The 22,571-nt window shown below is 37.4% G+C and carries 20 protein-coding genes; 14 read left to right on the top strand and 6 right to left on the bottom strand.

Annotated elements, in window-relative coordinates; genetic code table 11:
• Nucleotides 1-285 precede the first annotated feature (285 nt).
• From mazG to ruvX, 4 genes are all read right to left on the bottom strand, one after another.
• Entirely contained in the window at nucleotides 286-1,062 is a 777-nt protein-coding gene (mazG, locus tag A9996_RS15015) for a nucleoside triphosphate pyrophosphohydrolase (RefSeq protein ID WP_066436849.1), read from the bottom strand.
• 156 nt (nucleotides 1,063-1,218) lie between these two features.
• Complete coding sequence (locus A9996_RS15010; protein WP_066436848.1) at nucleotides 1,219-1,761, bottom strand: DUF5606 family protein; 543 nt, start codon at nucleotides 1,759-1,761, stop codon at nucleotides 1,219-1,221.
• A 66-nt stretch (nucleotides 1,762-1,827) separates the two neighbouring features.
• Complete coding sequence (gene def / locus A9996_RS15005; protein WP_066436846.1) at nucleotides 1,828-2,418, bottom strand: peptide deformylase; 591 nt, start codon at nucleotides 2,416-2,418, stop codon at nucleotides 1,828-1,830.
• 79 nt (nucleotides 2,419-2,497) lie between these two features.
• Complete coding sequence (ruvX, locus tag A9996_RS15000) at nucleotides 2,498-2,908, bottom strand: Holliday junction resolvase RuvX (protein WP_066436840.1); 411 nt, start codon at nucleotides 2,906-2,908, stop codon at nucleotides 2,498-2,500.
• 255 nt (nucleotides 2,909-3,163) lie between these two features.
• On the opposite strand from ruvX, the gene A9996_RS14995 reads away from it, so the two are divergent.
• A complete protein-coding gene (locus tag A9996_RS14995) occupies nucleotides 3,164-3,979 on the top strand; it encodes a 2,3,4,5-tetrahydropyridine-2,6-dicarboxylate N-succinyltransferase (RefSeq protein ID WP_066436837.1) in 816 nt (271 codons plus the stop codon).
• A gap of 146 nt (nucleotides 3,980-4,125) precedes the next feature.
• On the opposite strand, the gene A9996_RS14990 is transcribed toward A9996_RS14995, so the two are convergent.
• Nucleotides 4,126-5,004: a GT-D fold domain-containing glycosyltransferase gene (locus A9996_RS14990; RefSeq protein WP_066436833.1), complete on the bottom strand. Its 879-nt coding sequence runs from the start codon at nucleotides 5,002-5,004 to the stop codon at nucleotides 4,126-4,128.
• A gap of 110 nt (nucleotides 5,005-5,114) precedes the next feature.
• Here A9996_RS14990 and A9996_RS14985 point away from each other — a divergent pair, with 110 nt between their 5' ends.
• The 9 genes from A9996_RS14985 (at nucleotide 5,115) to A9996_RS14950 (ending at nucleotide 13,396) form a co-directional block, all read left to right on the top strand.
• Nucleotides 5,115-6,161, top strand: coding sequence for a hypothetical protein (locus A9996_RS14985; protein ID WP_066436831.1), 1,047 nt, complete (start codon nucleotides 5,115-5,117; stop codon nucleotides 6,159-6,161).
• On the top strand, nucleotides 6,162-7,277 hold the full coding sequence (locus A9996_RS14980) for a glycosyltransferase family 4 protein (RefSeq protein ID WP_066436828.1): 1,116 nt from the start codon (nucleotides 6,162-6,164) through the stop codon (nucleotides 7,275-7,277).
• Nucleotides 7,274-8,362 (top strand): glycosyltransferase, encoded by a 1,089-nt coding sequence (locus A9996_RS14975; protein ID WP_066436826.1) that lies wholly within the window; start codon nucleotides 7,274-7,276, stop codon nucleotides 8,360-8,362. Before A9996_RS14980 ends, A9996_RS14975 begins: the two co-directional genes overlap by 4 nt.
• A gap of 72 nt (nucleotides 8,363-8,434) precedes the next feature.
• Nucleotides 8,435-9,007 (top strand): glycosyltransferase family 2 protein, encoded by a 573-nt coding sequence (locus tag A9996_RS14970; RefSeq protein WP_346210653.1) that lies wholly within the window; start codon nucleotides 8,435-8,437, stop codon nucleotides 9,005-9,007.
• Entirely contained in the window at nucleotides 9,000-9,191 is a 192-nt protein-coding gene (locus tag A9996_RS20985) for a hypothetical protein (RefSeq protein WP_346210652.1), read from the top strand. The genes A9996_RS14970 and A9996_RS20985 overlap by 8 nt, the downstream gene beginning before the upstream one ends.
• A gap of 485 nt (nucleotides 9,192-9,676) precedes the next feature.
• On the top strand, nucleotides 9,677-10,234 hold the full coding sequence (locus A9996_RS14965) for an L-threonylcarbamoyladenylate synthase (protein WP_066436822.1): 558 nt from the start codon (nucleotides 9,677-9,679) through the stop codon (nucleotides 10,232-10,234).
• A 71-nt stretch (nucleotides 10,235-10,305) separates the two neighbouring features.
• The gene (locus tag A9996_RS14960; RefSeq protein ID WP_066436819.1) at nucleotides 10,306-11,727 is read left to right on the top strand and encodes a CCA tRNA nucleotidyltransferase; all 1,422 of its coding nucleotides are present in this window, start codon (nucleotides 10,306-10,308) and stop codon (nucleotides 11,725-11,727) included.
• 93 nt (nucleotides 11,728-11,820) lie between these two features.
• Nucleotides 11,821-12,840, top strand: coding sequence for a COX15/CtaA family protein (locus tag A9996_RS14955; protein ID WP_066436816.1), 1,020 nt, complete (start codon nucleotides 11,821-11,823; stop codon nucleotides 12,838-12,840).
• 37 nt (nucleotides 12,841-12,877) lie between these two features.
• Nucleotides 12,878-13,396, top strand: coding sequence for an IS1096 element passenger TnpR family protein (locus A9996_RS14950; protein WP_066436813.1), 519 nt, complete (start codon nucleotides 12,878-12,880; stop codon nucleotides 13,394-13,396).
• Nucleotides 13,397-13,419: 23 nt separating this feature from the next.
• On the opposite strand, the gene A9996_RS14945 is transcribed toward A9996_RS14950, so the two are convergent.
• Nucleotides 13,420-14,481: a hypothetical protein gene (locus A9996_RS14945; RefSeq protein ID WP_066436811.1), complete on the bottom strand. Its 1,062-nt coding sequence runs from the start codon at nucleotides 14,479-14,481 to the stop codon at nucleotides 13,420-13,422.
• A gap of 98 nt (nucleotides 14,482-14,579) precedes the next feature.
• On the opposite strand from A9996_RS14945, the gene A9996_RS14940 reads away from it, so the two are divergent.
• The 4 genes from A9996_RS14940 (at nucleotide 14,580) to A9996_RS14925 (ending at nucleotide 22,176) form a co-directional block, all read left to right on the top strand.
• Nucleotides 14,580-15,476, top strand: a complete 897-nt coding sequence (locus A9996_RS14940) for an ABC transporter ATP-binding protein (protein WP_066436808.1) — start codon at nucleotides 14,580-14,582, stop codon at nucleotides 15,474-15,476.
• Nucleotides 15,477-15,494: 18 nt separating this feature from the next.
• Nucleotides 15,495-16,319 carry an ABC transporter permease gene (locus tag A9996_RS14935; protein WP_066436802.1) on the top strand — a complete coding sequence of 275 codons (825 nt, stop codon included), beginning with the start codon at nucleotides 15,495-15,497 and terminating at the stop codon, nucleotides 16,317-16,319.
• Nucleotides 16,320-16,390: 71 nt separating this feature from the next.
• Nucleotides 16,391-19,729 carry a T9SS type B sorting domain-containing protein gene (locus tag A9996_RS14930; RefSeq protein ID WP_169817259.1) on the top strand — a complete coding sequence of 1,113 codons (3,339 nt, stop codon included), beginning with the start codon at nucleotides 16,391-16,393 and terminating at the stop codon, nucleotides 19,727-19,729.
• A 5-nt stretch (nucleotides 19,730-19,734) separates the two neighbouring features.
• On the top strand, nucleotides 19,735-22,176 hold the full coding sequence (locus A9996_RS14925) for a T9SS type B sorting domain-containing protein (protein WP_066436797.1): 2,442 nt from the start codon (nucleotides 19,735-19,737) through the stop codon (nucleotides 22,174-22,176).
• The last annotated feature ends 395 nt before the right edge of the window (nucleotides 22,177-22,571 follow it).

Below are 22,571 nucleotides of genomic sequence, written 5' to 3'. Positions count from 1 at the left end.
AAAAAATAAAACGTACCTTAATTTTCGATATAAGAGATTGGGCTTTTTTTTATGGAATTAGTATTAGTACTAATAAGTTTAAAAATACCAAACATCCTAAAAAATCAAATCCTATCTGTAAAAACAGATAGGATTTTGACCCCTAACTAAACTAAATTTTAATCTTAACTAATACCGCTTAAAATATAATTAAGATTACCTACTTATGATTATGAAACTAGAAAGTTTCACTATACCATATATACGTGCACAATCTCGTGTTTGGATTACCAGATGGAAAAAAATTCACACTTTTTTTGCTTCCTCCCAGTACACATCCATCTCGGCCAAGGTCATTTCAGACAAGGACGTATTGATTTCCTTAGACTTAGCTTCTAAATATTGAAATCTTTTGATGAATTTTTTATTGGTTCGTTCCAATGCATTTTCTGGATTTAATTTTAAAAAGCGGGCATAATTAATGATTGAGAACAAGACATCACCCAATTCACTTTCCATTTTATCTTTATTTCCACTGGCGACTTCAACTTTCAATTCGTTGAGCTCCTCCTCCACTTTTTGATAAACTTGTTCAGGATGCTCCCAATCAAAACCTACACCGGCTACTTTATCTTGTATGCGGTTGGCTTTTACCATAGCGGGCAAACTTTTTGGCACTCCTTGCAGGACGCTTGTTTTCCCCTTTTCCTTTAATTTGATTTGTTCCCAGTTGCGTTTAACATCGTCTTCATTCTCAACTTTTACATCGCCGTAAATATGCGGATGGCGTTCAACGAGCTTGTCAGAAATACTATGACACACATCGGCAATATCAAAGTCTTTTGTCTCACTGCCAATGCGAGAATAAAATACAATGTGCAACAGCACATCTCCCAATTCCTTTTTAACCTCGTCCAAATCCTTTTCCAAAATAGCATCACCAAGTTCATACACCTCTTCAATGGTCAAATGCCTAAGCGTTTCCATGGTCTGTTTTTTATCCCACGGGCATTGCTCACGCAATTCGTCCATAATCGTTAAAAGTCGGTCAAAGGCTTGTAATTGTTCTTGTCTGCGTGTCATAATGGTTATCTGTCTAAAAGTTTAAAATTACGAAAATGAAAGCTTTTTCTGGAGATGAATTTAAAATCTCAATGATAACAAAAGAAAAACCCACAATTTTCAAATGAAATTATGGGTTTGTATAGTGTTGAATCAGCTTTTTGTTCTTTATTCTTTCTAGGTTTTTCTAGCACTTGTGTTTTTAGTAGATCCCCCTTTTTTAGAGGCTGCTGCCTTTGATGCTACATTTTTAATAGCAGCCGGTTTAGCTGCAGCTTTGGACTGTGCTTCTTCTACTTTGGAAGCTGTTGACTTATCTTCTTGTTCTTCATCCAAAGCAGATAACAGATCATTGGCTTGTAAAATATTATACCATTGGATCACTTTTTTGATATCACTTGGGTAGACACGATCTTCATCATAATCAGGTAAAACCTCAAAGAAATATTCTTCTAGAGCATCTTTAGAATCTTTATGACTGACAGACGTTTGTTTTCCATCTTCTTTCGCACGTACCTTTTTAAAAACCTCCCGTAATGGGACTTCTTCAGTAAGTGTGTACATCGCAATTTCGCTCAAAACACTCACATTGTTGTGAATGTTAACGGTCATACGCTTTTTATCGAGCAACGATTCTGCAACAAAACCGCTACGTGTTTGGGTTACAATTTTATATAGCCCTGGTTTCCCTGAAATGGATAAAATCTTATCTAAACTCATATTCTTTATATGCTTTTTATTTTGAAGTTGACAAATATATACCTTTGCCCTTAGGATTGTAAAAAATTAACGTTTCTTTTTCATGGCAGGAAAACGCATCTTATAATCGACGCTGATGTTTCCTTTTGAAATATTACTCAATCTACTTTTGATTAAGCGCTTTTTTAAGGTCGACAGTTTATCGGTAAACAAAACACCCTCAATATGATCGTATTCGTGTTGAATCACTCTAGCAACAAGTCCGTCAAATTCCTCAACGTGCGTTTCGAAATCCTCATCCTGATATTGGATTTTAATTTTTGGCTTTCTAAACACATCCTCTCTAACCTCTGGAATACTCAAACAGCCTTCGTTAAAAGCCCATTCATCACCCGATTCTTCAAGGATTTCAGCATTGATAAAGGTACGCCTAAAATCTTTCAATGATGCCTGCTCTTCTTTGGTCAAATCTTCATCGTCTGCAAAAGGTGTGGTGTCTACCAAAAATAAGCGGATAGAAAGTCCCACTTGCGGCGCTGCCAAACCAACACCATAGGCTTCATACATGGTGTCGTACATATTGGCAATGACCTCCTTCAGGTTGGGATACTCTGTAGAAATGTCTTCGCCTTCCTTTTTTAAAACAGGATCGCCATAGGCAACAATAGGTAAAATCATTGATCTTTAAATTTAAGACTGCAAAAATACAATACTTATTAGGAATTTAGAAACTTAGGATAAAATTGTTACTAGGGAGTTACTGATTGTAGAGATAACTTTGAAGAATGATGGTCGCGCTAATTTCATCCACCAATGCTTTATTTTTGCGCTGTCCTTTTTTGAGGCCGCTATCAATCATTGTTTGGAAGGCCATTTTTGAAGTAAAGCGTTCATCAACACGCTTAACAGGCATCGTAGGAATTGACTTGGCAAGTTTGTTTAAAAAGGTTTGAATAGACGCTTCACTTTCAGAAACGTCATTATTCATTTGCTTGGGTTCTCCTACCAGAAACAACTCTACGTTTTCTTTAGAGATATACGCTTTTAAAAACGGCAAGAGCTCCTTCGTGGCCACAGTGGTCAATCCAGAAGCGATGATTTGAAGTTCATCAGTTACCGCAATACCCGTGCGCTTTGTTCCGTAATCTATTGCTAATATTCTTGCCATACTATTCCTGCGAAGGCAGGAATCTCTTTATAATTCCTGCTAGTGGCAAAGTTACGGCATTTAAATCTCTTTCTGAATAGTATCTAAATCCAATCCGTGAAATCCTTGAAATCCTTGAAATCCTTGAAATCTGTGTAATCTGTGTAATCTGTGTAATCTGTGTAATCTGTGTCTTAAAAGCAAACTGCAAAGTTCCATTAAGAAATTTCCCAAAATCAATTATAGGTTTATCTTTGTGTGAACTTAAATTTAGACATGAAACAACTCCAACAAAATATAGAAAACGCTTGGGAAAACCGCGAATTACTCTCCGATAAAGTCACCATAGAAAGCATAAAAAGTGTGATCGATTTGCTAGATGAAGGCACTTTAAGAGTAGCTGAACCCACTGCTGATGGGTGGCAAGTAAACGAGTGGGTCAAAAAGGCAGTCGTGCTTTATTTCCCAATCCAAAAAATGGAAACTTTTGAAGTGGGAATTTTTGAATACCATGATAAAATTCCGTTAAAACGCGGCTATGCCGATAAAGGGATACGTGTAGTGCCCAATGCGGTTGCCAGACACGGTGCTTATATTAGTAAAGGCACCATTTTGATGCCGAGTTACGTGAATATTGGTGCTTATGTTGACGAAGGCACCATGGTAGATACTTGGGCAACTGTGGGCAGTTGTGCGCAAATTGGTAAAAACGTGCATTTATCAGGCGGTGTGGGAATTGGTGGTGTCTTGGAACCTTTGCAAGCAGCTCCTGTAATTATTGAAGATAACGCGTTTATTGGTAGTAGATGTATTGTGGTAGAAGGTGTAAGAATTGAAAAAGAAGCTGTTTTGGGCGCGAACGTTTGCTTAACTGCATCAACCAAAATTATTGATGTTACTGGTGATGCACCTGTTGAAATGAAAGGTATTGTTCCGGCACGTTCTGTTGTGATTCCTGGAAGTTATGCCAAAGAGTTTCCTGCAGGAACATATAATGTGCCTTGTGCCTTAATTATTGGGAAACGCAAAGAAAGCACCAATAAGAAAACGTCATTAAATGATGCGTTACGTGAATATAATGTGGCGGTTTAGGTTTTATCAGAATTAAGACCGCTGCGCTTTTATAATTAAGTATTAAGAGTTTTGCTACAATGAAGGATCCTTTTTAGTATTCTATATCAAGTCTTTGTTCTTAATTCTGGCAGTTCCGATGTATTGGAAGGCTCTTGGTTCTTCCTCTAAATAATCTGATTTCTAAAGAAAAACTTAACATCCTTTCCAAAGTTGTTAAGTTTTTCTTTTAAGGTAAATTCTGGCGGATTGTTCAAAATTTTTAGAGCGGTATGCCCTTTTAAGCGAATCCAAGTTCGTGAGACTTTTCTATCAACCGCATCCACAATTGACCCAAAATCAATCAATTTCACCTGGATATTTAGATTCCATAATCTTAAAGCTATGGCATTTGATGTACTTCCAGCCGAAGGAATGATCAATTCTACTTTATCAGCATTTCTTTCTATTTCTGGCCACCATTCCTCTATCGTTTCATAGGCGTTTTTTACAGGAATCTTTACATAGTAATCAATTGGTCCGTAAAGTTTTTCAGCGACTTCTTTTGGTGTAGAACCGATGAACATTTTAGATTTAGAACGCACATGATTGTTTAAAAATTTCCGTAAACGTTGAGGTTTAAACACTGCCATACATTGAAAAACACACGGGTTTTCATAGAGAACATGAGTTTTGATATCCATGGTGTCCATCACTTCAATCATTTCGTTTTGCCATGAGAATTGTTTGTAAATTCCTTTGGCGTGAAATTCATCGTAAGGATAATTAATAGGACAGGAAATGAGATAATTAGCATCCTTTATCCTGAAAGATCCCTCAATTTCAATGGCCAAGCCTTCGTTGTAAATATAGTTGCGATGGTCTCTTTTTAATAAAGTCATAAATTCACCATCCCCAAATCTCACAAAAAATAGGCGCTCCTTTTGATCCATGCGTTCCTCCAAATAGTCAAAGGAGTCTTGAATACTCTTGGTTTTGATAGGTGCATTTTCTAAGGAATAGTCCTTTTTAAAAAGCTGATGGAGATAATATTTTATGGTTTTCATGTATCAAATTTTGGGCGATCAACCCATTCTGAACAACAAAGGAATGGAAAATAATTTATAAACTCTTTTTTTAGTTATTTTGTGGCAAAATTTTAAAAGATATTTGCAATATGAAGATCGCCTTAGTGGAATTATCCGAGTCTCACGAAGAATGTATGTTTTCGCAAGTATCCTTTCTTGCTGATGCGGGACATGAGGTTTCCTTATATATCCATCCTAAAATTGATGTTGAAAGTTATAAAGAGTTTGCAATACCTATTTTTCGGTATGACTTTGACGCACTTTCAAAAATGAAGCGTTTACCATTACAGCTCAAATTGGTCAACCACTTAAAAACATTCGATAAGGTGATTTTCAATACGGCATCCTCATCCAAAAGCTTAAGAAATGTCGTCGTCTTTTTGAATGGTTACAAAACAGAATGCATCGGTGTAGTCCATCATGTTAGGAAACTCAATAAAAGTTTCACACAGAAAATCATCAGTACAAAAATCAAAAAATATTTCACGCTAAGTGATGCCCTAAAAAACAATATCCAATTAAAAGATAAAAGTCTGAAGCTGGAAAGCTTCTACCCTATTTTCTTTCCTTCCACAGAAAAGGTAAGGCTCAGCAAAAAAGAAAACGAAGTATGGATCTGTATTCCGGGACGTGTGTTTTTCGATCGCAGAGATTATCAATTTTTAGTAGAAAAATTGAGTCAAATCAACATTCCCAAACTACTTAAATTTATAATTTTAGGAAATATCAATAATCAGGATGGTTTAAAACTTAAACAACAACTAGAAAAACATCAGGTTTCAGATGCTTTTGTTATTTTTGAAAAGTTCATCCCAAATAGCGCCTATTACAGTTATTTGGAACATTCCGATTTTATCATGCCTTTGTTACAAAAACAGGATAAAAACTATATTGACTCCAAAATTACAGGGGCTTTCAATTTGGCATTCGGGTTTAAAAAACCGCTACTGTTTCATAAATTTTATGAGGTGATTCCTGATTTGAAAGCGAATGGCATCAGTTATAATGACGCTAATTTTGAAAACATTCTAAACGCAATAGCAAATAGAACAATTGAAATCCCATCACTGTATCAGGACAAAAAATGGAGCTATGAGTACCAACAAAAAAAGTATATCAACTTTATAAACAGCTAAATGAAGATAGGTTTTGATGCCAAACGGGCTTTTCACAATAGGTCCGGACTAGGAAATTATAGTCGCGATTTAATACGTATGGTGTCCCATTTTTATCCTGAAAACCAATATGTACTCTATAATCCGAAACCAGGAAAAGTTGCTTTTCAGTTGGATGCCAACACAGAAGAAACACTTCCAAACACAACGTTTTGGCGCTTTCTTTCTTCATTTTGGAGACAAAAAGCTATCATTAAGCAATTAAAAGAAGATACTATAGATATCTATCACGGATTGACGGGCGAAATCCCCAGAGGCATCCAAAACACAAAAATCAAGACCATCGTTACTATCCACGATCTTATTTTTGCGCACTTCCCAGAACTTTACAAACCCATCGACCGAAAAATATACCGCAACAAATTTCAATATGCAGCAGATCATTCTGATATGATCATCGCCATTTCAGAACAGACCAAAAAAGATATTGTTCGATTTCTACATATAGATCCAAAGCGCATAAAGGTGATTTATCAAGGTTGCAATGCTGCCTATAAAAAAAGTTATTCCAACCAAGAACTTAATCAAACTTCATCAAAATTTAATTTACCAAAAAAGTTTATCTTAAATGTAGGAACTGTGGAAAAACGGAAAAATCTGCTCAATTTAGTGAAAGCCATTGAAAATTTGAATTGTAATTTGGTGGTGGTTGGGAATGATAAAAGCGATTATGCCCAAGAAATTAGAGCGTATATTAATGCCAAAGGACTAACAAATCGCGTACATTTTTTAAAGAATGTGAATACTGAAGAATTGGCGCAAATCTACCAAATGGCATCCGTTTTTGTTTATCCTAGTATTTTTGAAGGTTTTGGTATTCCTATAATAGAAGCTTTGTTCTCAAAAACACCGGTTATCACCTCTAAAGAAAGTTGTTTTAGTGAAGCCGGTGGGCCAGACTCCATTTATATTGATCCAAACGACCCTAGAGACATCGAAGCAGCGATTCAGATTGTACTAGAAGATGAAGAACTCCGAGACAAAATGAATAGTAAAGGGTTGGATTATGCACAACAGTTTAATGATAATGTCATCGCTAAGCATATTTATGAAACTTATAAAGCTTTACACCCATGAAAACAATTTGCTTTTTTAACAGCACAGACCAATGGGGCGGTGGAGAGAAATGGCATCTAGAAACTTGCATTTACATGCAACAACAAGGTTATGAGGTGCTATTTATTTGTAATGAAGGCAGTGAACTCCATAAACGACTGAAGAAAACTACAGTAGAATATGTACTCATCAAAATCACTAATCTTAGCTTTTTAAATCCTTTCTCATTTATTAAGGTGAAAAAAATTCTTAAACAGCATCACATAGATATCATCATCATGAATCTTTCTAGAGATTTGAAAGTAGCGGGAATAGCTGCAAAATTGGCTGGCGTAAAACGTGTTATTTACAGGCGTGGGAGTGCGATACCGATAAAAAATTCAGCTATTAATCGCTATTATTTTAGCTCCGTAGTGACCGATATTTTGGCAAACTCCATTGCCACAAAAAGAACAGTGCTTGAGAATAACCCGAATCTATTTCCCGAAGAAAAAATTGAAGTCATTTATAACGGCATTGCTATTGATTCATTTTTAGAAAGAGATTTCAAACCCGTCTATAACAAAAAGTTGGACGAATTTGTTTTGGTCAATTTGGGACGCTTGGAATTTCAGAAAAATCAAAAGTTCCTGATTGACATCGCTCAGGAATTAAAATTCCGAAACCTTAATTTCAAGCTGATTATTGGAGGTGAAGGCAGGTTAAAGGACGATTTGGAAACCTTGGCACAAACCCTGAATGTGAAGGAAGAAATTCTCTTTCCCGGATTTATAAAAAACCCAAAAGACATTATGCATTCAGGTGATGTTTTTTTACTTTCTTCTTTATGGGAGGGTTTTGGATATGTCCTGGCCGAAGCAGCTCTATGTAAAAAACCTATTGTTGCTTTTAACGTGAGCAGCAATCCAGAAGTGGTAATCAACAATGAAACAGGATTTCTAACACCACTCAATGACGTCCATTTATTTGCCGATAAAATTGAATACCTCTACAACAATCCGGAGATTAGAAAAGAGATGGGTTTAAAAGGCTACAATTTTGCTATCAATACCTTTGACAGCACTAAAACCCAAACCGCCATTGCCAAGTACTTAATAGATGCCTAAAGGTTGGATTGCATATCACAAAATCCTTATTTTTGCATTTAATCTACACATCTATCAAACCTAAATCTTGCTATGCAAAAACTGACTGCCATTATTCCCACAGGTAATGAAATTCACAATATTGAGGCAGCTATAGCATCTGTTGATTTTGCTGATGAAACTCTGGTAGTGGACAGCTTAAGTACCGATGGCACTTTTGAAAAAGCACAGGAATTAGCCACAAAAGTCATTAGAAGAGATTACGAATACTCCGCATCTCAAAAAAATTGGGCCATTCCTCAAGCACAACACGAATGGATTTTATTGATCGATGCTGATGAACGCGTTACTACCGAATTAAAATCTGAAATTTTAGAAATTCTTAAAAATCCTGATCCAAAAATTGTGGCGTATTGGATTGGCAGGACCAACATATTCATGGGAGAACAGGTTAATTACAGTGGTTGGCGGAACGATAAGGTGATCCGCCTTTTTAAACGTGATTTTTGCAACTATGAAGACAAACAGGTCCACGCGGAAATTATTGCTAATGGTGACCTTGGAACTTTAAAGCACAAATTGATCCATCAGAGTTATACAACCCTTGACAACTACATTGAGAAGATGAACAGGTATGCCACTTGGCAAGCTAAAGATTATGAATAAAAAAACGGGAACATTGAATCCATATCATTTTGTTTTAAAGCCATTTTGGGGATTTTTCAAACATTATATCATTCAAAGCGGATTTAGAGATGGTGTGATAGGCTTAACAATTGGATATCTACAAGGGTATGTTGTGTTTATGCGCTATGTCAAAATGTGGTTGCTGAGGAAAAATAGAAGCTAAAAATTTAGATTTGAGGTTTGAGGTATTAGGTTCTCTGAAAATCTTGATCTATGAAATATTTAGACTTAACAATTTGCGAAAATCTGCGTCACCTTTATGTCGACAGGCGGGTCTGCGGGAAACTTTCGAATGTGGAGTTTTGTTGAGTTTGCAATGTTGTGACGCAAAGTTGCGCAAAGAAAAAATAAATCACTATGGACTAAAGTGCCATAGATTTTTTAAAACAGACTGAAAGTCTGTTGCATTCGTGAAATTTACAGTAAATGATTTACGACTGTATTTTCAATGAACCAATGAATTCGTGAAAATTCGTGAAATTCGTGTCAAAATTTTTAGAAGCTAAAGCGAGATGCACTAAAGTACATAGTTTTAACTAAATCTGAGACCAATAAAGCTTCTCAAAGTTAGAAATTATATTGACATTGAATGTCATCCTAAAAACAAGGACAGGGAAATTTAGAAATTAAGATTAGGAATTAGAAAATATGCAAAAAGAAATTTCAAACGCCTTACAGGTTTTAAAAGAAGGCGGACTACTACTCTACCCAACCGATACCGTTTGGGGAATAGGCTGCGATGCTACCAATCCAGAGGCTGTCAAAAAAATATTCCAATTGAAAGGACGCGAAGACAACAAAGCACTCATTTGTTTGGTAGCTGATGACAGAATGTTGGGCAAATATGTAAAGGAAATCCCTAAAGTGGCCTTTGATATTTTCGAGGTTTCAGAAGATCCAATTACCATTATTTATGATGATGCACAAAATTTAGCAGAAAATTTAATTGCTGAAGATAAGTCCATAGCCATTAGAATACCCAACGACGATTTTTGTTTCCAGCTACTCCGACGCTTCGGGAAACCTATCGTGTCAACCTCAGCAAATATAAGTGGGCAATCTACTCCAAAAACATTTCAAGAAATAGACACTCTTATTTTAAAAGGTGTGGACTATGTCGTAAATTTGCATCGTGAAAAAATTTGTACAAAACCATCGTCAATCATTAAGTTGAGCGCGAATGGGAAAGTAAGAATTATTCGATAAAAGAAACTCCAAAATTCAAATTCCAAATTCCAACAATCCATTTGGTTTTTGGTACTTGAAATTTGAAAATTATGAAACATCAAGCGTTGATCCATCCCATTTTCAAAATCATCTCCCAATCTGCAGAAGAACTAGGAATAGACGCCTATGTGATTGGTGGTTTTGTTCGCGATTATATCTTGGAACGCGGACAACATAAAGACATTGACATTGTAGCCATTGGCAGTGGTATTGCCTTGGCAAAACAAGTTTCCAAAAATATTCCAGACCATCCCAAAGTGCAAGTATTCAAAACCTACGGCACCGCCATGTTGCGTTATGATGACATTGAAATAGAGTTTGTTGGCGCACGGAAGGAATCTTATAGTGAAGAGAGTAGAAATCCTGTAGTGGAAAACGGCACCCTGGAAGATGATCAGAACCGGCGTGATTTTACCATTAATGCGATGGCTTTAAATTTAAGTGCGGCAAATTTTGGAGACCTACTTGATCCTTTTGAGGGTCTGAAAGATTTGGAATCAAAGATCATCAGAACCCCGTTAGATCCTGATATTACTTATAGTGATGATCCGTTGCGAATGATGCGCGCCATCCGTTTTGCCACCCAACTCAATTTTACCATAGAAAATGCATCGCTTGAAGCAATTTCAAAAAACAAGGAACGTATAAAAATCATCTCACAAGAACGCATCGTAGTAGAGCTCAATAAAATTCTCGAAAGTGACGTCCCTTCCCTCGGCTTTTTATTATTGGAAAAAACAGGACTGTTGGACTATATCCTTCCAGAACTCACCGCTCTAAAAGGTATTGATGAAAAGGAAGGGCAACGGCACAAAGATAATTTTTACCACACCTTGGAAGTGGTTGACAATATTGCCCAAAACACAGATGATGTTTGGTTGCGTTGGGCAGCCCTTTTACATGATATTGGCAAAGCACCTACAAAAAAATTTAGCAAGAAAGTAGGTTGGACCTTCCACGGTCATGAATTTGAGGGTTCAAAAATGGTTTACCGTTTGTTTAAACGGTTGAAAATGCCATTGAATGAGAAGATGAAGTTTGTACAGAAAATGGTCTTTATGAGTTCTAGACCTATCGTTTTAGCTCAGGAAGTTACAGATTCTGCCGTGAGACGTTTGGTGTTTGATGCTGGTGATTTTGTAGATGACTTGATGGTGCTGTGTGAGGCAGATATCACTACAAAAAACCCGAAGAAATTTAAAAAATATCACAACAACTTTAAACTCGTCAGAGACAAAATTGTTGAGGTTGAAGAACGGGATCACGTGCGCAACTTCCAGCCTCCAGTGTCTGGTGAAGAAATTATGGAAGCCTTTGGGTTAAAACCTTCTCGAGAGATAGGAACAATAAAAGAGACCATAAAAGAAGCTATTCTGGAAGGTAAAATTCCAAATGAGCATCAAGCAGCTTATGCGTTGATGTTGGAAGAAGGGAAACGTCTAGGATTAGAGGTATTAGTGATTAAGGATTAATTAAATTGAAATCGAACTTGAAGTTGAAAATGAAAGTCAAGTTCAAATTAAAGTCAAGTTCAAATTCAAATTCAAATTCAAATTCAAGTTTTAATGGCAAAACAAAAAGATAACAAGAAAGTCATCTATTGGCTTCTTACAGGTTGCACACTACTCTTTATCATGGTAGTGGTTGGGGGCATCACCAGGTTAACAGATTCTGGGCTGTCCATGTCAGATTATAAACTAATTACAGGTACCATTCCGCCGTTAAATGAAGCAGAATGGCAGGAAGCCTTTGCACTTTACCAACAGTATCCAGAATTTCAGAAGCTGCATTCGCATTTCACCCTATCAGACTTTAAAGGCATTTACTTTTGGGAGTGGTTTCATCGTGTTATAGGGCGTCTGATTGGCTTGGTTTTCATCTTTCCGTTTATCTACTTTTTGGTCACTAAACAACTGACCGCAAAAACCATAAAGAAGTGTTTCGTATTATTATTTCTTGGTGGATTCCAAGGCTTTTTGGGATGGTATATGGTAAAAAGCGGCTTGGTAGATATGCCAGATGTGAGCCATTATAGATTGGCAGCACATTTGACCACTGCATTTATAACATTTTCTGCAACGCTTTGGGTAGCCTTAGATTTAAAGTTTCCTGACCGAAAACCAATCGATAAAAACTTCAGAAATCTTATTGGTGTCGGTTACGTGATATTGATTATACAAATTATTTACGGTGGTTTTGTAGCCGGATTAAAAGCCGGATTGTTGCATAACCATTGGCCTATGATGAATGAAGGGAAATTTATCCATGAATCAGCTTATGCCATGGAACCGTTTTATCTGAACCTTATTGAAAACCCAAGTGGCCTTCAATTTGTGCACCGCACATTTGCTTATGTTGTTGTTATCTTTATCGGTATTATCTGGTATCGCGCCAAACAAATGAAGTTGACAATGTTACAATCAAACGGGATCAATGGCCTCTTGATTCTTGTAGGTGTACAGTTTTTATTGGGCGTCCTTACCATCATTTACGGCGTCCCGTTATGGTTGGGTGTCGCCCATCAAATAGGGGCATTTTTCCTCTTGTCAGTAATGACATTTACCTTGCATCGCTTTAGTAGGTAGTAGAAAAAGGGTTACCTTTGCAAATTAAATTTTACACATGGTTTACAGATTCAGAATTATTCTTGACAATGACACCGAAGATGATGTTTTTAGAGATTTAGAAATCCGAGAAACAGATACGCTTGAAGACCTGCACAACAGCATTACCCAAGCTTTTGGGTTTGATGGTATTGAAATGGCTTCGTTTTATTTAAGTGATGACGACTGGAATCAGGGTGAGGAAATCTCTATGTTTGACACGGGTGAAAGTTATGATGACGTTAGGCTTATGGCTGAAACACCTATCAAGGACGTGGTGTATGAAATGCAAACCAAATTGATTTATGTGTATGATTTTTTTAGCATGTGGACCTTTTTTGTGGAATTGGCAGAAATAGTTGAAGAAGCTGAAGGTACTGATTATCCAAATTTGATGTTTGTACATGGTCAAATCCCAACTGAAGCGCCACAAAAATCATTTGAAGCTGAAGACGATGATGATGATTACAATGAGTTTGATGATGACTTAGATGTCGACGATTATGAGAGTTTGGACTTTGATGAGAATTGGAATTAAAAAAATTAGTCTGAATGTGTTATTCATCTCAATTCCTTGGTGTTCACATTCTCATAATTACGCTGCACAAAATCTAAGGCATTCTTTACAATTTCGCCCATATTTTTACTGTGTTTGAATTTTAAATCCTGGGTATATTCAAAAATTTTCATTTTTAAAAGTGTGATGTGTTCAGGGGTAGAAAGCGTATCCGCCACCATACATTCTAACAGTTCCTTAATGCGTTCATGATAACTGATCAATCGTTTGGCAACAATAGAACGTTCTTCCAACTTATACTGATCAATGGATTCCTGTTGGAATTTTTCCTGAACCAATTCTACCATTGCTAAATTCTCCTTGAAAAATTGTGGTCGGTATACATTGAATTTGCCTTCATAACTCTGCTGATCAAAATCAATCGCCCTAATTTTATAGACAATATTGTCAAAATCATGCGTGGGCACAATCACGTAATTATAAGAACGCATGTCTCCCAAAAGCCTGATCATACAACGCTCATTGAACTTTACAAACTCCTTGGCAATCTGCGATTTTTCAGAAGGCGTACACTTGGGCAACATGTTCTTAATAAACTCATCTCCAGGAACGCCTGCAATATGCTCTTCAATCAAAGTGTCCTGAAACACTAAAAAATTCAGATTGTATGGTGACAGCATATGCTCCAATTCCAGTCCATAAATGCGGGAAGCATCAGCTTTTTTGATATAAAAATAGGTATAATTGTCATTCAGGATATTCCTGATTTTGATGCGGAAAGGCTTTGAATTTCCAAACGTGCAATAGTCAATAGCATCCACATTCAAAAATGGGATGGTGCGCTCGTTTCCATCAGAATGTAATATCGTATAAACCTTTTTCAGGCTTAGATCGATCTCCTGACGCTCAAACTCATTAAAATAAACCCGCACCCAAAGCGTGTCAATATCATCTTTATCATATAACACCACCGCACCCTGAAAGCGTAATAAATCGTCATAAAAGATGGGCAGCCTAATATTTCTGTTGTATTCAGAGAGATACTTGTGCAACTTTTCAGTTACGGGATAAGACGGTTTGCGTAAGGATATTTTTAGATCTTGCATAGCTTTTGAGTGATCTCAAATGTAAGTGTTTATATTTACAGATGTAACAAATTTAACCATCACTCGTCATACGTGTAACTAATCAATCAGAAAATATTTTGGAAACCATTCTTACCATCAACAATCTCACCAAAAAATTTGGGTATCTCACAGCAGTCAAAGATTTATCATTCACTATCAATAAAGGGAACGTTTACGGCATTTTAGGCCCAAACGGAAGTGGCAAATCAACTACTTTGGGCATCGTCCTTAATGTGGTCAACAAAACTTCGGGTGACTTTAGCTGGTTTGAAGGCCAAACCACAACACATGACGCGCTGAAAAAGGTGGGCGCCATTATAGAAAATCCGAATTTCTATCCTTACATGTCGGCTTACCAAAATTTAAAACTGGTTTGTAGAATTAAAGGTGTTGATTATAGTAAGATCGATGAGAAGCTAGAGATTGTTGGACTTTTAGACCGAAAGAACAGTAAGTTCAGCAACTTTTCTTTGGGTATGAAACAACGTCTGGCCATTGCCTCTGCCCTTTTGAATGATCCTGAAATACTGATTTTGGATGAACCTACCAACGGATTGGATCCACAGGGAATTCATCAAATTAGATCCCTGATCAAACAGATTGCGAGTGAAGGAACGACCATTCTTTTGGCATCGCATCTTTTGGATGAAGTTGAAAAAGTCTGTTCTCACGTTGTTGTACTTCGTAAGGGTGAAAAATTATACTCTGGTCGTGTGGATGAAATGATTTCCAGCCATGGTTTTTTTGAGCTTAAATCTGTTCAACATGAGACTTTAATATCTTTTCTTCAAAACAACCCTGATTTTATAAGTGTAAAAGAGGAAGGCGAACTCATCACCGCCTTTTTAAACGAACCTATGGATGCCTCAACCTTTAATAAACTGATGTTTGAGAAAGGCATTACGCTGTCGCATTTGGTAATGCGCAAGGAAAGTTTAGAAGAACAATTCCTCAAATTAACTGACAACAACTAATCAATCAAAACCAACCCTATGTTACGACTAGTCAATTTAGAACTACAAAAACTACTATTAAACAGAGCGAGTAAAGTGCTGATCTTTATTTCATTTATTCTGCCTTTCACGGTTTTGATCCTATCTTCCATAAAAATTAATTTCTTCGGATTCTTTACTTTAGAATTGGGAGAACTTGGTATTTTCAATTTCCCAATCATCTGGCACATTACTACATTTTTCGCCTCCTATTTTAAGTTGTTTTTCGCTATTGTTGTGGTGAGCATGATAGGCAACGAGTATAGCAACAAAACCATAAAACAGAATTTGATTGACGGATTGAGCAAAAAAGAATTCATCCTTTCTAAGTTTTACACCATCGTTTTCTTTTCACTTTTAGCCACTGTTTTAATTGCAATCGGCTCATTTTGTATCGGACTTTATTATTCGAGTTATACAGAAGCTTCTATCATCTTTAGCGAAACTGAATTTTTACTGGCATACTTTGTTAAACTGGTAGGCTTTTTCAGCTTGTGTTTATTCTTCGGAATGTTGGTCAAGCGCTCTGCTTTTGCCCTGGCCTTCCTGTTTCTCCTGTACATTTTTGAATGGATAGTATTTGGGGTGGCTGTTAAGGTTTTCAACCTAGACATGGCATGGAAAATAAAGAACTTTTTGCCATTGGAATCGATGTACAATTTGATCAACCAACCTTTCCAACGTGTGGTCATGAGCAAATATCCCGAAAAAATTGATATGGCCTATGACTACGCTGTACATTGGTATGAACTTGTTATTGTTTTGGGTTGGACAGCGGTATTTATCTTTTTATCGTACAGATTATTAAAGCAACGGGATTTATAATATATTTGGTAGCTATAGCTATCCCTATGAAAAAAATCCCTCTACTCTTGCTTATACTGATAAGCCTCTCTATGTATTCACAAAATGAGGCGTCGTATTGGTATTTTGGAAGAAACGCCGGGGTTAAGTTTAATAGCGCCAATGGCAGTGTTACCGCGCTGACGGATGGACAATTGAATACACTTGAAGGCTGCACAACAATCTCTGACAGCAATGGCAATCTCTTATTTTATTCTGATGGCCGCACAATTTGGAACAAGAACCACCAACCTATGGCCAATGCGAGTGAAGCAGCTGGTACGGGCCTATTGGGAGATGATTCAAGTACATCTTCTGGATTGATTGTACCAAAACCCCAAGATCCCAATTTCTATTATATTTTTGCGGTAGATGAGCCTCATCATTTAAATTCTTCAGCTTACCCAAACACTGCAGATTTTAGCGGTGATGGTGTTAACAACGGACTCACGTTTTCTTTGGTGGATATGACTTTGAATGGGGGTCTCGGAGACGTGGTTTCTTCTGAAAAGAATATGCCACTCATCACCTATGATGTCAATAATCCCAATGAGGTAGATTTTAAATGTTCAGAAAAAATAACCGCTGTAAAGGCTGATGATTGTTATTCCATATGGGTGATCACCCAATTTATAGATAAATTTTATGCTTTTAAAATTGAAAGTGAAGGCGTTATTCCTACCCCTGTGGTGTCTAAAGTTGGCCCAACGGTCCCTATTTCTGGATACCGAAGGAATGCTTTGGGATACTTAAAAGCATCACCTGACGGAACGAAACTTGTTGCAGCACATTTGGGTTTTGCTACGCAATTGGGCACTGAAGCTGCTGGAGGCGTGTATCTTTTTGATTTTGATAATGATACAGGAATTGTCTCTAATTCTGTAGAACTTTATGCACCGCAACAGGACGACAGTCCGTATGGCGTTGAGTTTTCAGCAGATAACAAAAAAGTATATGCCACTATTGACGAACGCAACAGTAGTAAAATTGTGCAGTGGGATTTATCCCAAAGTAATATACCAAACTCGCAGGTAGTCATTCACAGAAGCGAAGTTATAAGTGGTGGTGCCTTACAATTGGCTATCAACAAGAAAATTTATAGAGCACAGCGCAGTTTTCAAGGCCTAAGTAACCTCAATCGTTATTTGGGCGTTATTGAAAATCCTGAAGCCAATGGAAACGCTGTAGTTTACAATCAAAATGGGGTGCTTTTGGATGTCAATAATGATGGTTCACACACTAGCAGTATTGGGTTACCACCGTTCATCCAATCCTTATTTAATACACAAGTTGATATCATCCAAAATGGTACAAGTGTAACAGAATTAAGACTTTGTGAAGGTGAGAGCTATACGTTAAAGGCTGAATTTACCCCCAATAGTACTTACGCTTGGACAAAAGACGGACTCCCTTTATCAGAAACTAGTGAGAAATTATTTGTGGATACTACTGGTTTTTATGAAGTGTTCATTGAACCTAATAATGGTGAATGTCCCATTGTTGGTCAAGCTTTTATAGGCATCTTTGAAATTCCTGTGGCCAACACTATTAATGACGATAGTATTTGTGGTACAACAGACACAGTTTTATTTGATTTAACAACGTATGACGCCAATATCTTAGGAACTCAAAATCCTTCAACTTTTGAGGTGCACTATTTTGAATCTTTGAAAAACGCTAATCTGAACCAATTTCCAATTGTAGGCAACTATAACAATACCTCCCGCCGACAAGAAATTTTTGCAAGGGTTCAAAACAAAGAAAACCCCAATTGCTTCGCTACCACTTCTTTTTTTATTGAAGTTTTTATTACCCCTCAAATTGACAATTTTACAGATATAGAATTTTGTGATACTGAGGGTAATACTAGGGATGGGATTGCCACCATTGATTTAAATTTAGTCACTCCTGAAGCTGTTGGCATGCAAGACATGAGTTTATATACCATTTCCTATCATCCTTCACAACTAGATGCAGATAAGGATGTCAACCCATTGCCTTTAAATTATAGAAATACGACACCTAACAAAGAAACCATTTTTATAAGGTTAGAAAATAATCTCAACCAGAGTTGTTATTCGATAAGGTCGTTCAACATCACCATTAACCCATTACCAGAAGCTTTTGACAGCAGGCTTATCCAATGTGATGAAGATGGCAATCCCGAAGGTTTTACGACCTTTAACCTCAACCAAGCTAAAAATGCCATAACTGGTGGCGCATCTGACAGAAATTTGGAATATTATTATAGTATGTCTGATGCCGAAAATGGCTTGAACAAAATAGACGGAAGTGCTTTTCGCAATGTTAACAATCCGCAGGTGATTTATGTCAAGGTTATCAATGACCTTACCAATTGCAGCAGTTTGGCGCAATTGACCCTTGTGGTAAGTACCACTTCTGCCAATGATGCACAATTAACGCATTGTGACGATGACGGTACAGAAGACGGCTATTACACTTTTACACTTTCAAAAGCAGACACTAGCGTTTTGGACACATTACCTGCCGGGCTCGATCTGTTTTACTATGCAACTTATGAGGATGCACTTTTAGAAAATAATCCGCTTCCCAATAATTTTATGAATACGGTTCCCTATTCCCAAACCATTCACGCAAGGGTTGAAAACAGCAACGCCTGTTACGGCATCAGTGAGGTTAAACTCACTGTTTTTAAAATGCCAAATGTGGAACTGGAAACTGAGACCATTTACTGTTTGAATAATTTCCCACAGACTATTACACTTGACGGGGGCGTTATTGGTGATGCTCCAAGCAACTATACTTACACTTGGTCTACAGGCGAAAGTACATCCGAAATTATGGTGAATGCTGCCGGAACTTATACTGTCAGGGTGACCAATACCGCAGGTTGTTTCAAGGATAGGTCTGTTACAGTTCTTCCTTCAAATATAGCCACCATAAAAAATATCGAGATCAACGATGGATCCCAAAATAATACCGTCACGGTCATGGTTACGGGAGAAGGAGATTATGACTATGCGCTTGATGCCATCACCGGACCTTATCAAGAAAATGCGACATTTGACAACGTTGCCCCGGGTTTCCACACCGTTTTTGTGAGGGATACCAATGGCTGTGGGGTTAGCGAGAAACTCATTTCTGTGATTGGATTTCCAAAATATTTCACACCTAATAACGATGGCATCAATGACTATTGGCAGATTTATGGTATCAATGAACAGTTTCAATCCAAGAGCACCATTTATATTTTTGACAGAATGGGCAAACTGCTCAAAGAATTGAACCCGCTGAACAGTGGGTGGGATGGTACTTATATTGGAAAACAAATGGCTCCTGACGATTATTGGTTTTCTGTGACTTTGCAGGATGGACGAACTTTTAAAGGCCACTTTACGCTAAAACGCTAATTATATTGAAAACACTTCTCAAACTCCTCTTTGCATTCACTTTGCTTTTTTTTTCTCAGAATATTCAAGCCCAATATCCAACCGATTGTTTTGACTCTGTAATCATTTGCGGAAATTCAAGCGTTAATTTAGATGTTAGTGGCATTGGAAACCAAGAGTTGAACAATTCAAATAGTTGTAGCAGCCAAGAAAACAATAGTATCTGGCTTCAAGTAAGTCTGGTCAGCAATGGCACTTTAGGATTTACGCTGCGTCCCAACAGCAGTTCAATTCAAGAAGATTATGATTTTTTTGTATTTGGTCCAAATGTGTCTTGCAATAATTTGGGTTTCGCCATCAGGTGTTCTACTACCAATCCTGCTGCGGCCAATCAAAACAACAACTTTACAGGGATGCGTGCAGGCGCTGGAGACACGTCTGAAGGTCCAGGACCAGACGGCAATAGTTTTGTGGAATGGTTAAATGTATCTGCTGGAGACACCTATTTTATAGTCATTGATAGGCCCATCGGCAATAGCGGTTTTACTTTGGAATGGACGGGTTCTGCCGAGTTTTCTTCGCCTCCAGTCAATGAGGCAAGTACATTAACACCTTTAGATTTAGAATTGTGTGATACTGTCACTCCTTACGAGGATGGCTTTGCAAGTTTTGATCTAGATCAAAACACCTCCCGGATCATGGGAACGCAATTGGACGTTACCATAAGTTATCACGCCAGTGAAAGTGACGCCAATATCAACTTCAATCCGCTTATAAGTCCTTATACCAATAGTTCCAATCCGCAAAAAATTTATACAAGAATTACCAATGACATCACCGGCTGTTTTGAAGTCACCGATTTTTCACTCATCGTTAATTTAGGGCCTGATTTTTCCCCTCCAACACCATATGAGTTGTGTGACTCTAATGACGATGGTAATTCCAATAATGGACAAACTTATTTTGACTTGGAGTCGAGAAATTCGGAAATCCTCAAAGGTCAAGATCCTTTTTCAATAAAAATCACCTATCATTCGTCGAAAGCTTCAGCAGAAGCCGGCTCTGGAGCATTAACAAGTCCATACTATAACACAACTCCCAATCAACAACAACTATTTGTCAGAATAGAAGATGCCATAAACAATAATTGCAAAACCATTAACACCTTAGATCTTGTGGTCAACGCCTTACCGGATGCGTTCAATAGCTCCATCATCCAGTGTGATGAAGATGGTATACCCGATGGATACACACGCTTTAATTTAGACCAAGCCAAAGATGCCCTTACTGGTGGTGCATCCAACAGAACATTAACTTACTATTTGAGCAGTGTCGACTTAATATCAGGGGCCAACGAAGTTAACGGGACCGCATTTGAAAATCTAAATAATCCACAATTACTTTACGTCAAAGTAAGCGATGATCTGACCGGATGTTTTAGCGTGGCGCAATTGACGTTGAAGGTTAGCACTACCTCAGCCAATGATGCACTGTTAACCAATTGTGACGATGACGGTACAGAAGACGGCTATTACACCTTTAGACTTTCTGATGCAGATGCTGGGGTTTTGGACACATTACCTGCCGGCCTCGAACTGTTTTATTACGCCACTTACGAGGATGCCCTTTTGGAGACCAATCCGCTGCCCAACAATTTTACGAATACGGTTCCCTATTCTCAAACCATTTACGCAAGGGTTGAAAACAGCAATGCTTGTTACGGCATTAGTGAAGTTGAACTCACTGTTTTTAAAATGCCAAATGTGGAACTGGAAACTGAAACCATTTACTGTTTGAACAATTTTCCTGAGCGTATTACTATTAACGGTGGCATTATAGGCGATGCACCAAGCAACTATATTTACAGTTGGTCTACAGGCGAAAGTACATCCGAAATTATGGTGAATGCTGCCGGAACTTATACTGTCAGGGTGACCAATACCGACGGTTGTTTCAAGGATAGGACTGTTGTGGTTCTTCCTTCTAATATAGCAACCATAAATAATATCGACATCAACGATGGATCCCAAAATAATACCGTTACGATCATGGTTACGGGAGAAGGAGATTATGACTATGCGGTTGATGCCATCACCGGCCCTTATCAAGAAAGTGCAACATTTGACAACGTTGCCCCTGGTTTTCACACCGTTTTTGTCAGGGATATAAATGGCTGTGGGATTAGCGAGAAACTCATTTCTGTGATTGGTTTTCCAAAATATTTCACACCTAATAACGATGGCATCAATGACTATTGGCAGATTTATGGTATCAATGAACAGTTCCAGCCCAAGAGTACCATTTATATTTTTGACAGAATGGGCAAGCTGCTCAAAGAATTGAACCCTCTCAACAATGGATGGGATGGTACTTACATTGGAAAACAACTAGCTCCAGACGATTATTGGTTTTCTGTGACTTTGCAAGATGGACGAGTTTTTAAAGGCCACTTTACGCTAAAACGCTAATCTGGTTTATGGCATCAAAAATAGACACATAAGTGTACTCAAAAGACAATTTTGAAATAGTGTAATACTCGTATACGTTGCTCATTATTTTCTAATTTTTAGTTTTTCACGGCGTATTCTAGGACATTTCAATCGGATAAAGCAACTAAAATTTGCAATTCCGCTATCTCCATCCAATTATTTCTAAGAAGTTCATTTTCGAAAGCTACCAATACATAAGGTTTAAATCTTGATTTTCAGCTCATTAAACCTATGGTTTCAAATGAACCAAAAAACATATAAAAACACTGATTACCAATGTTGTAAAATTCTAAACCATCTGTACTAGCGGAATGTTTTAAGAAATTAAACAAAGTAATCACATCATTTAAAAAGGATAAGTTTCTGGTCGTCCA

It is taken from the genome of Gelidibacter algens (assembly GCF_001678675.1).
GTDB classification, from domain to species: Bacteria; Bacteroidota; Bacteroidia; order Flavobacteriales; family Flavobacteriaceae; genus Gelidibacter; species Gelidibacter algens.
Note: the sequence above shows the minus strand (reverse complement) of the source record. Positions and strands in the feature narration are given on the sequence as shown.

Excerpts from the sequence above, each read along its gene's own strand:
- A9996_RS14985 (WP_066436831.1), top strand. The coding sequence starts at position 5,115 with ATGAAGATCGCCTTAGTGGAATTATCCGAGTCTCACGAAGAATGTATG.
- def (WP_066436846.1), bottom strand. The coding sequence starts at position 2,418 with ATGATTTTACCTATTGTTGCCTATGGCGATCCTGTTTTAAAAAAGGAA.
- ruvX (WP_066436840.1), bottom strand. The coding sequence starts at position 2,908 with ATGGCAAGAATATTAGCAATAGATTACGGAACAAAGCGCACGGGTATT.
- A9996_RS14945 (WP_066436811.1), bottom strand. The coding sequence starts at position 14,481 with ATGCAAGATCTAAAAATATCCTTACGCAAACCGTCTTATCCCGTAACT.
- A9996_RS14990 (WP_066436833.1), bottom strand. The coding sequence starts at position 5,004 with ATGAAAACCATAAAATATTATCTCCATCAGCTTTTTAAAAAGGACTAT.
- A9996_RS14930 (WP_169817259.1), top strand. The coding sequence starts at position 16,391 with ATGTATTCACAAAATGAGGCGTCGTATTGGTATTTTGGAAGAAACGCC.
- A9996_RS14950 (WP_066436813.1), top strand. The coding sequence starts at position 12,878 with ATGGTTTACAGATTCAGAATTATTCTTGACAATGACACCGAAGATGAT.
- A9996_RS14955 (WP_066436816.1), top strand. The coding sequence starts at position 11,821 with ATGGCAAAACAAAAAGATAACAAGAAAGTCATCTATTGGCTTCTTACA.
- A9996_RS14965 (WP_066436822.1), top strand. The coding sequence starts at position 9,677 with ATGCAAAAAGAAATTTCAAACGCCTTACAGGTTTTAAAAGAAGGCGGA.
- A9996_RS15010 (WP_066436848.1), bottom strand. The coding sequence starts at position 1,761 with ATGAGTTTAGATAAGATTTTATCCATTTCAGGGAAACCAGGGCTATAT.
- A9996_RS14970 (WP_346210653.1), top strand. The coding sequence starts at position 8,435 with ATGCAAAAACTGACTGCCATTATTCCCACAGGTAATGAAATTCACAAT.
- A9996_RS20985 (WP_346210652.1), top strand. The coding sequence starts at position 9,000 with ATGAATAAAAAAACGGGAACATTGAATCCATATCATTTTGTTTTAAAG.
- A9996_RS14995 (WP_066436837.1), top strand. The coding sequence starts at position 3,164 with ATGAAACAACTCCAACAAAATATAGAAAACGCTTGGGAAAACCGCGAA.
- A9996_RS14935 (WP_066436802.1), top strand. The coding sequence starts at position 15,495 with ATGTTACGACTAGTCAATTTAGAACTACAAAAACTACTATTAAACAGA.
- A9996_RS14960 (WP_066436819.1), top strand. The coding sequence starts at position 10,306 with ATGAAACATCAAGCGTTGATCCATCCCATTTTCAAAATCATCTCCCAA.
- A9996_RS14975 (WP_066436826.1), top strand. The coding sequence starts at position 7,274 with ATGAAAACAATTTGCTTTTTTAACAGCACAGACCAATGGGGCGGTGGA.
- A9996_RS14980 (WP_066436828.1), top strand. The coding sequence starts at position 6,162 with ATGAAGATAGGTTTTGATGCCAAACGGGCTTTTCACAATAGGTCCGGA.
- mazG (WP_066436849.1), bottom strand. The coding sequence starts at position 1,062 with ATGACACGCAGACAAGAACAATTACAAGCCTTTGACCGACTTTTAACG.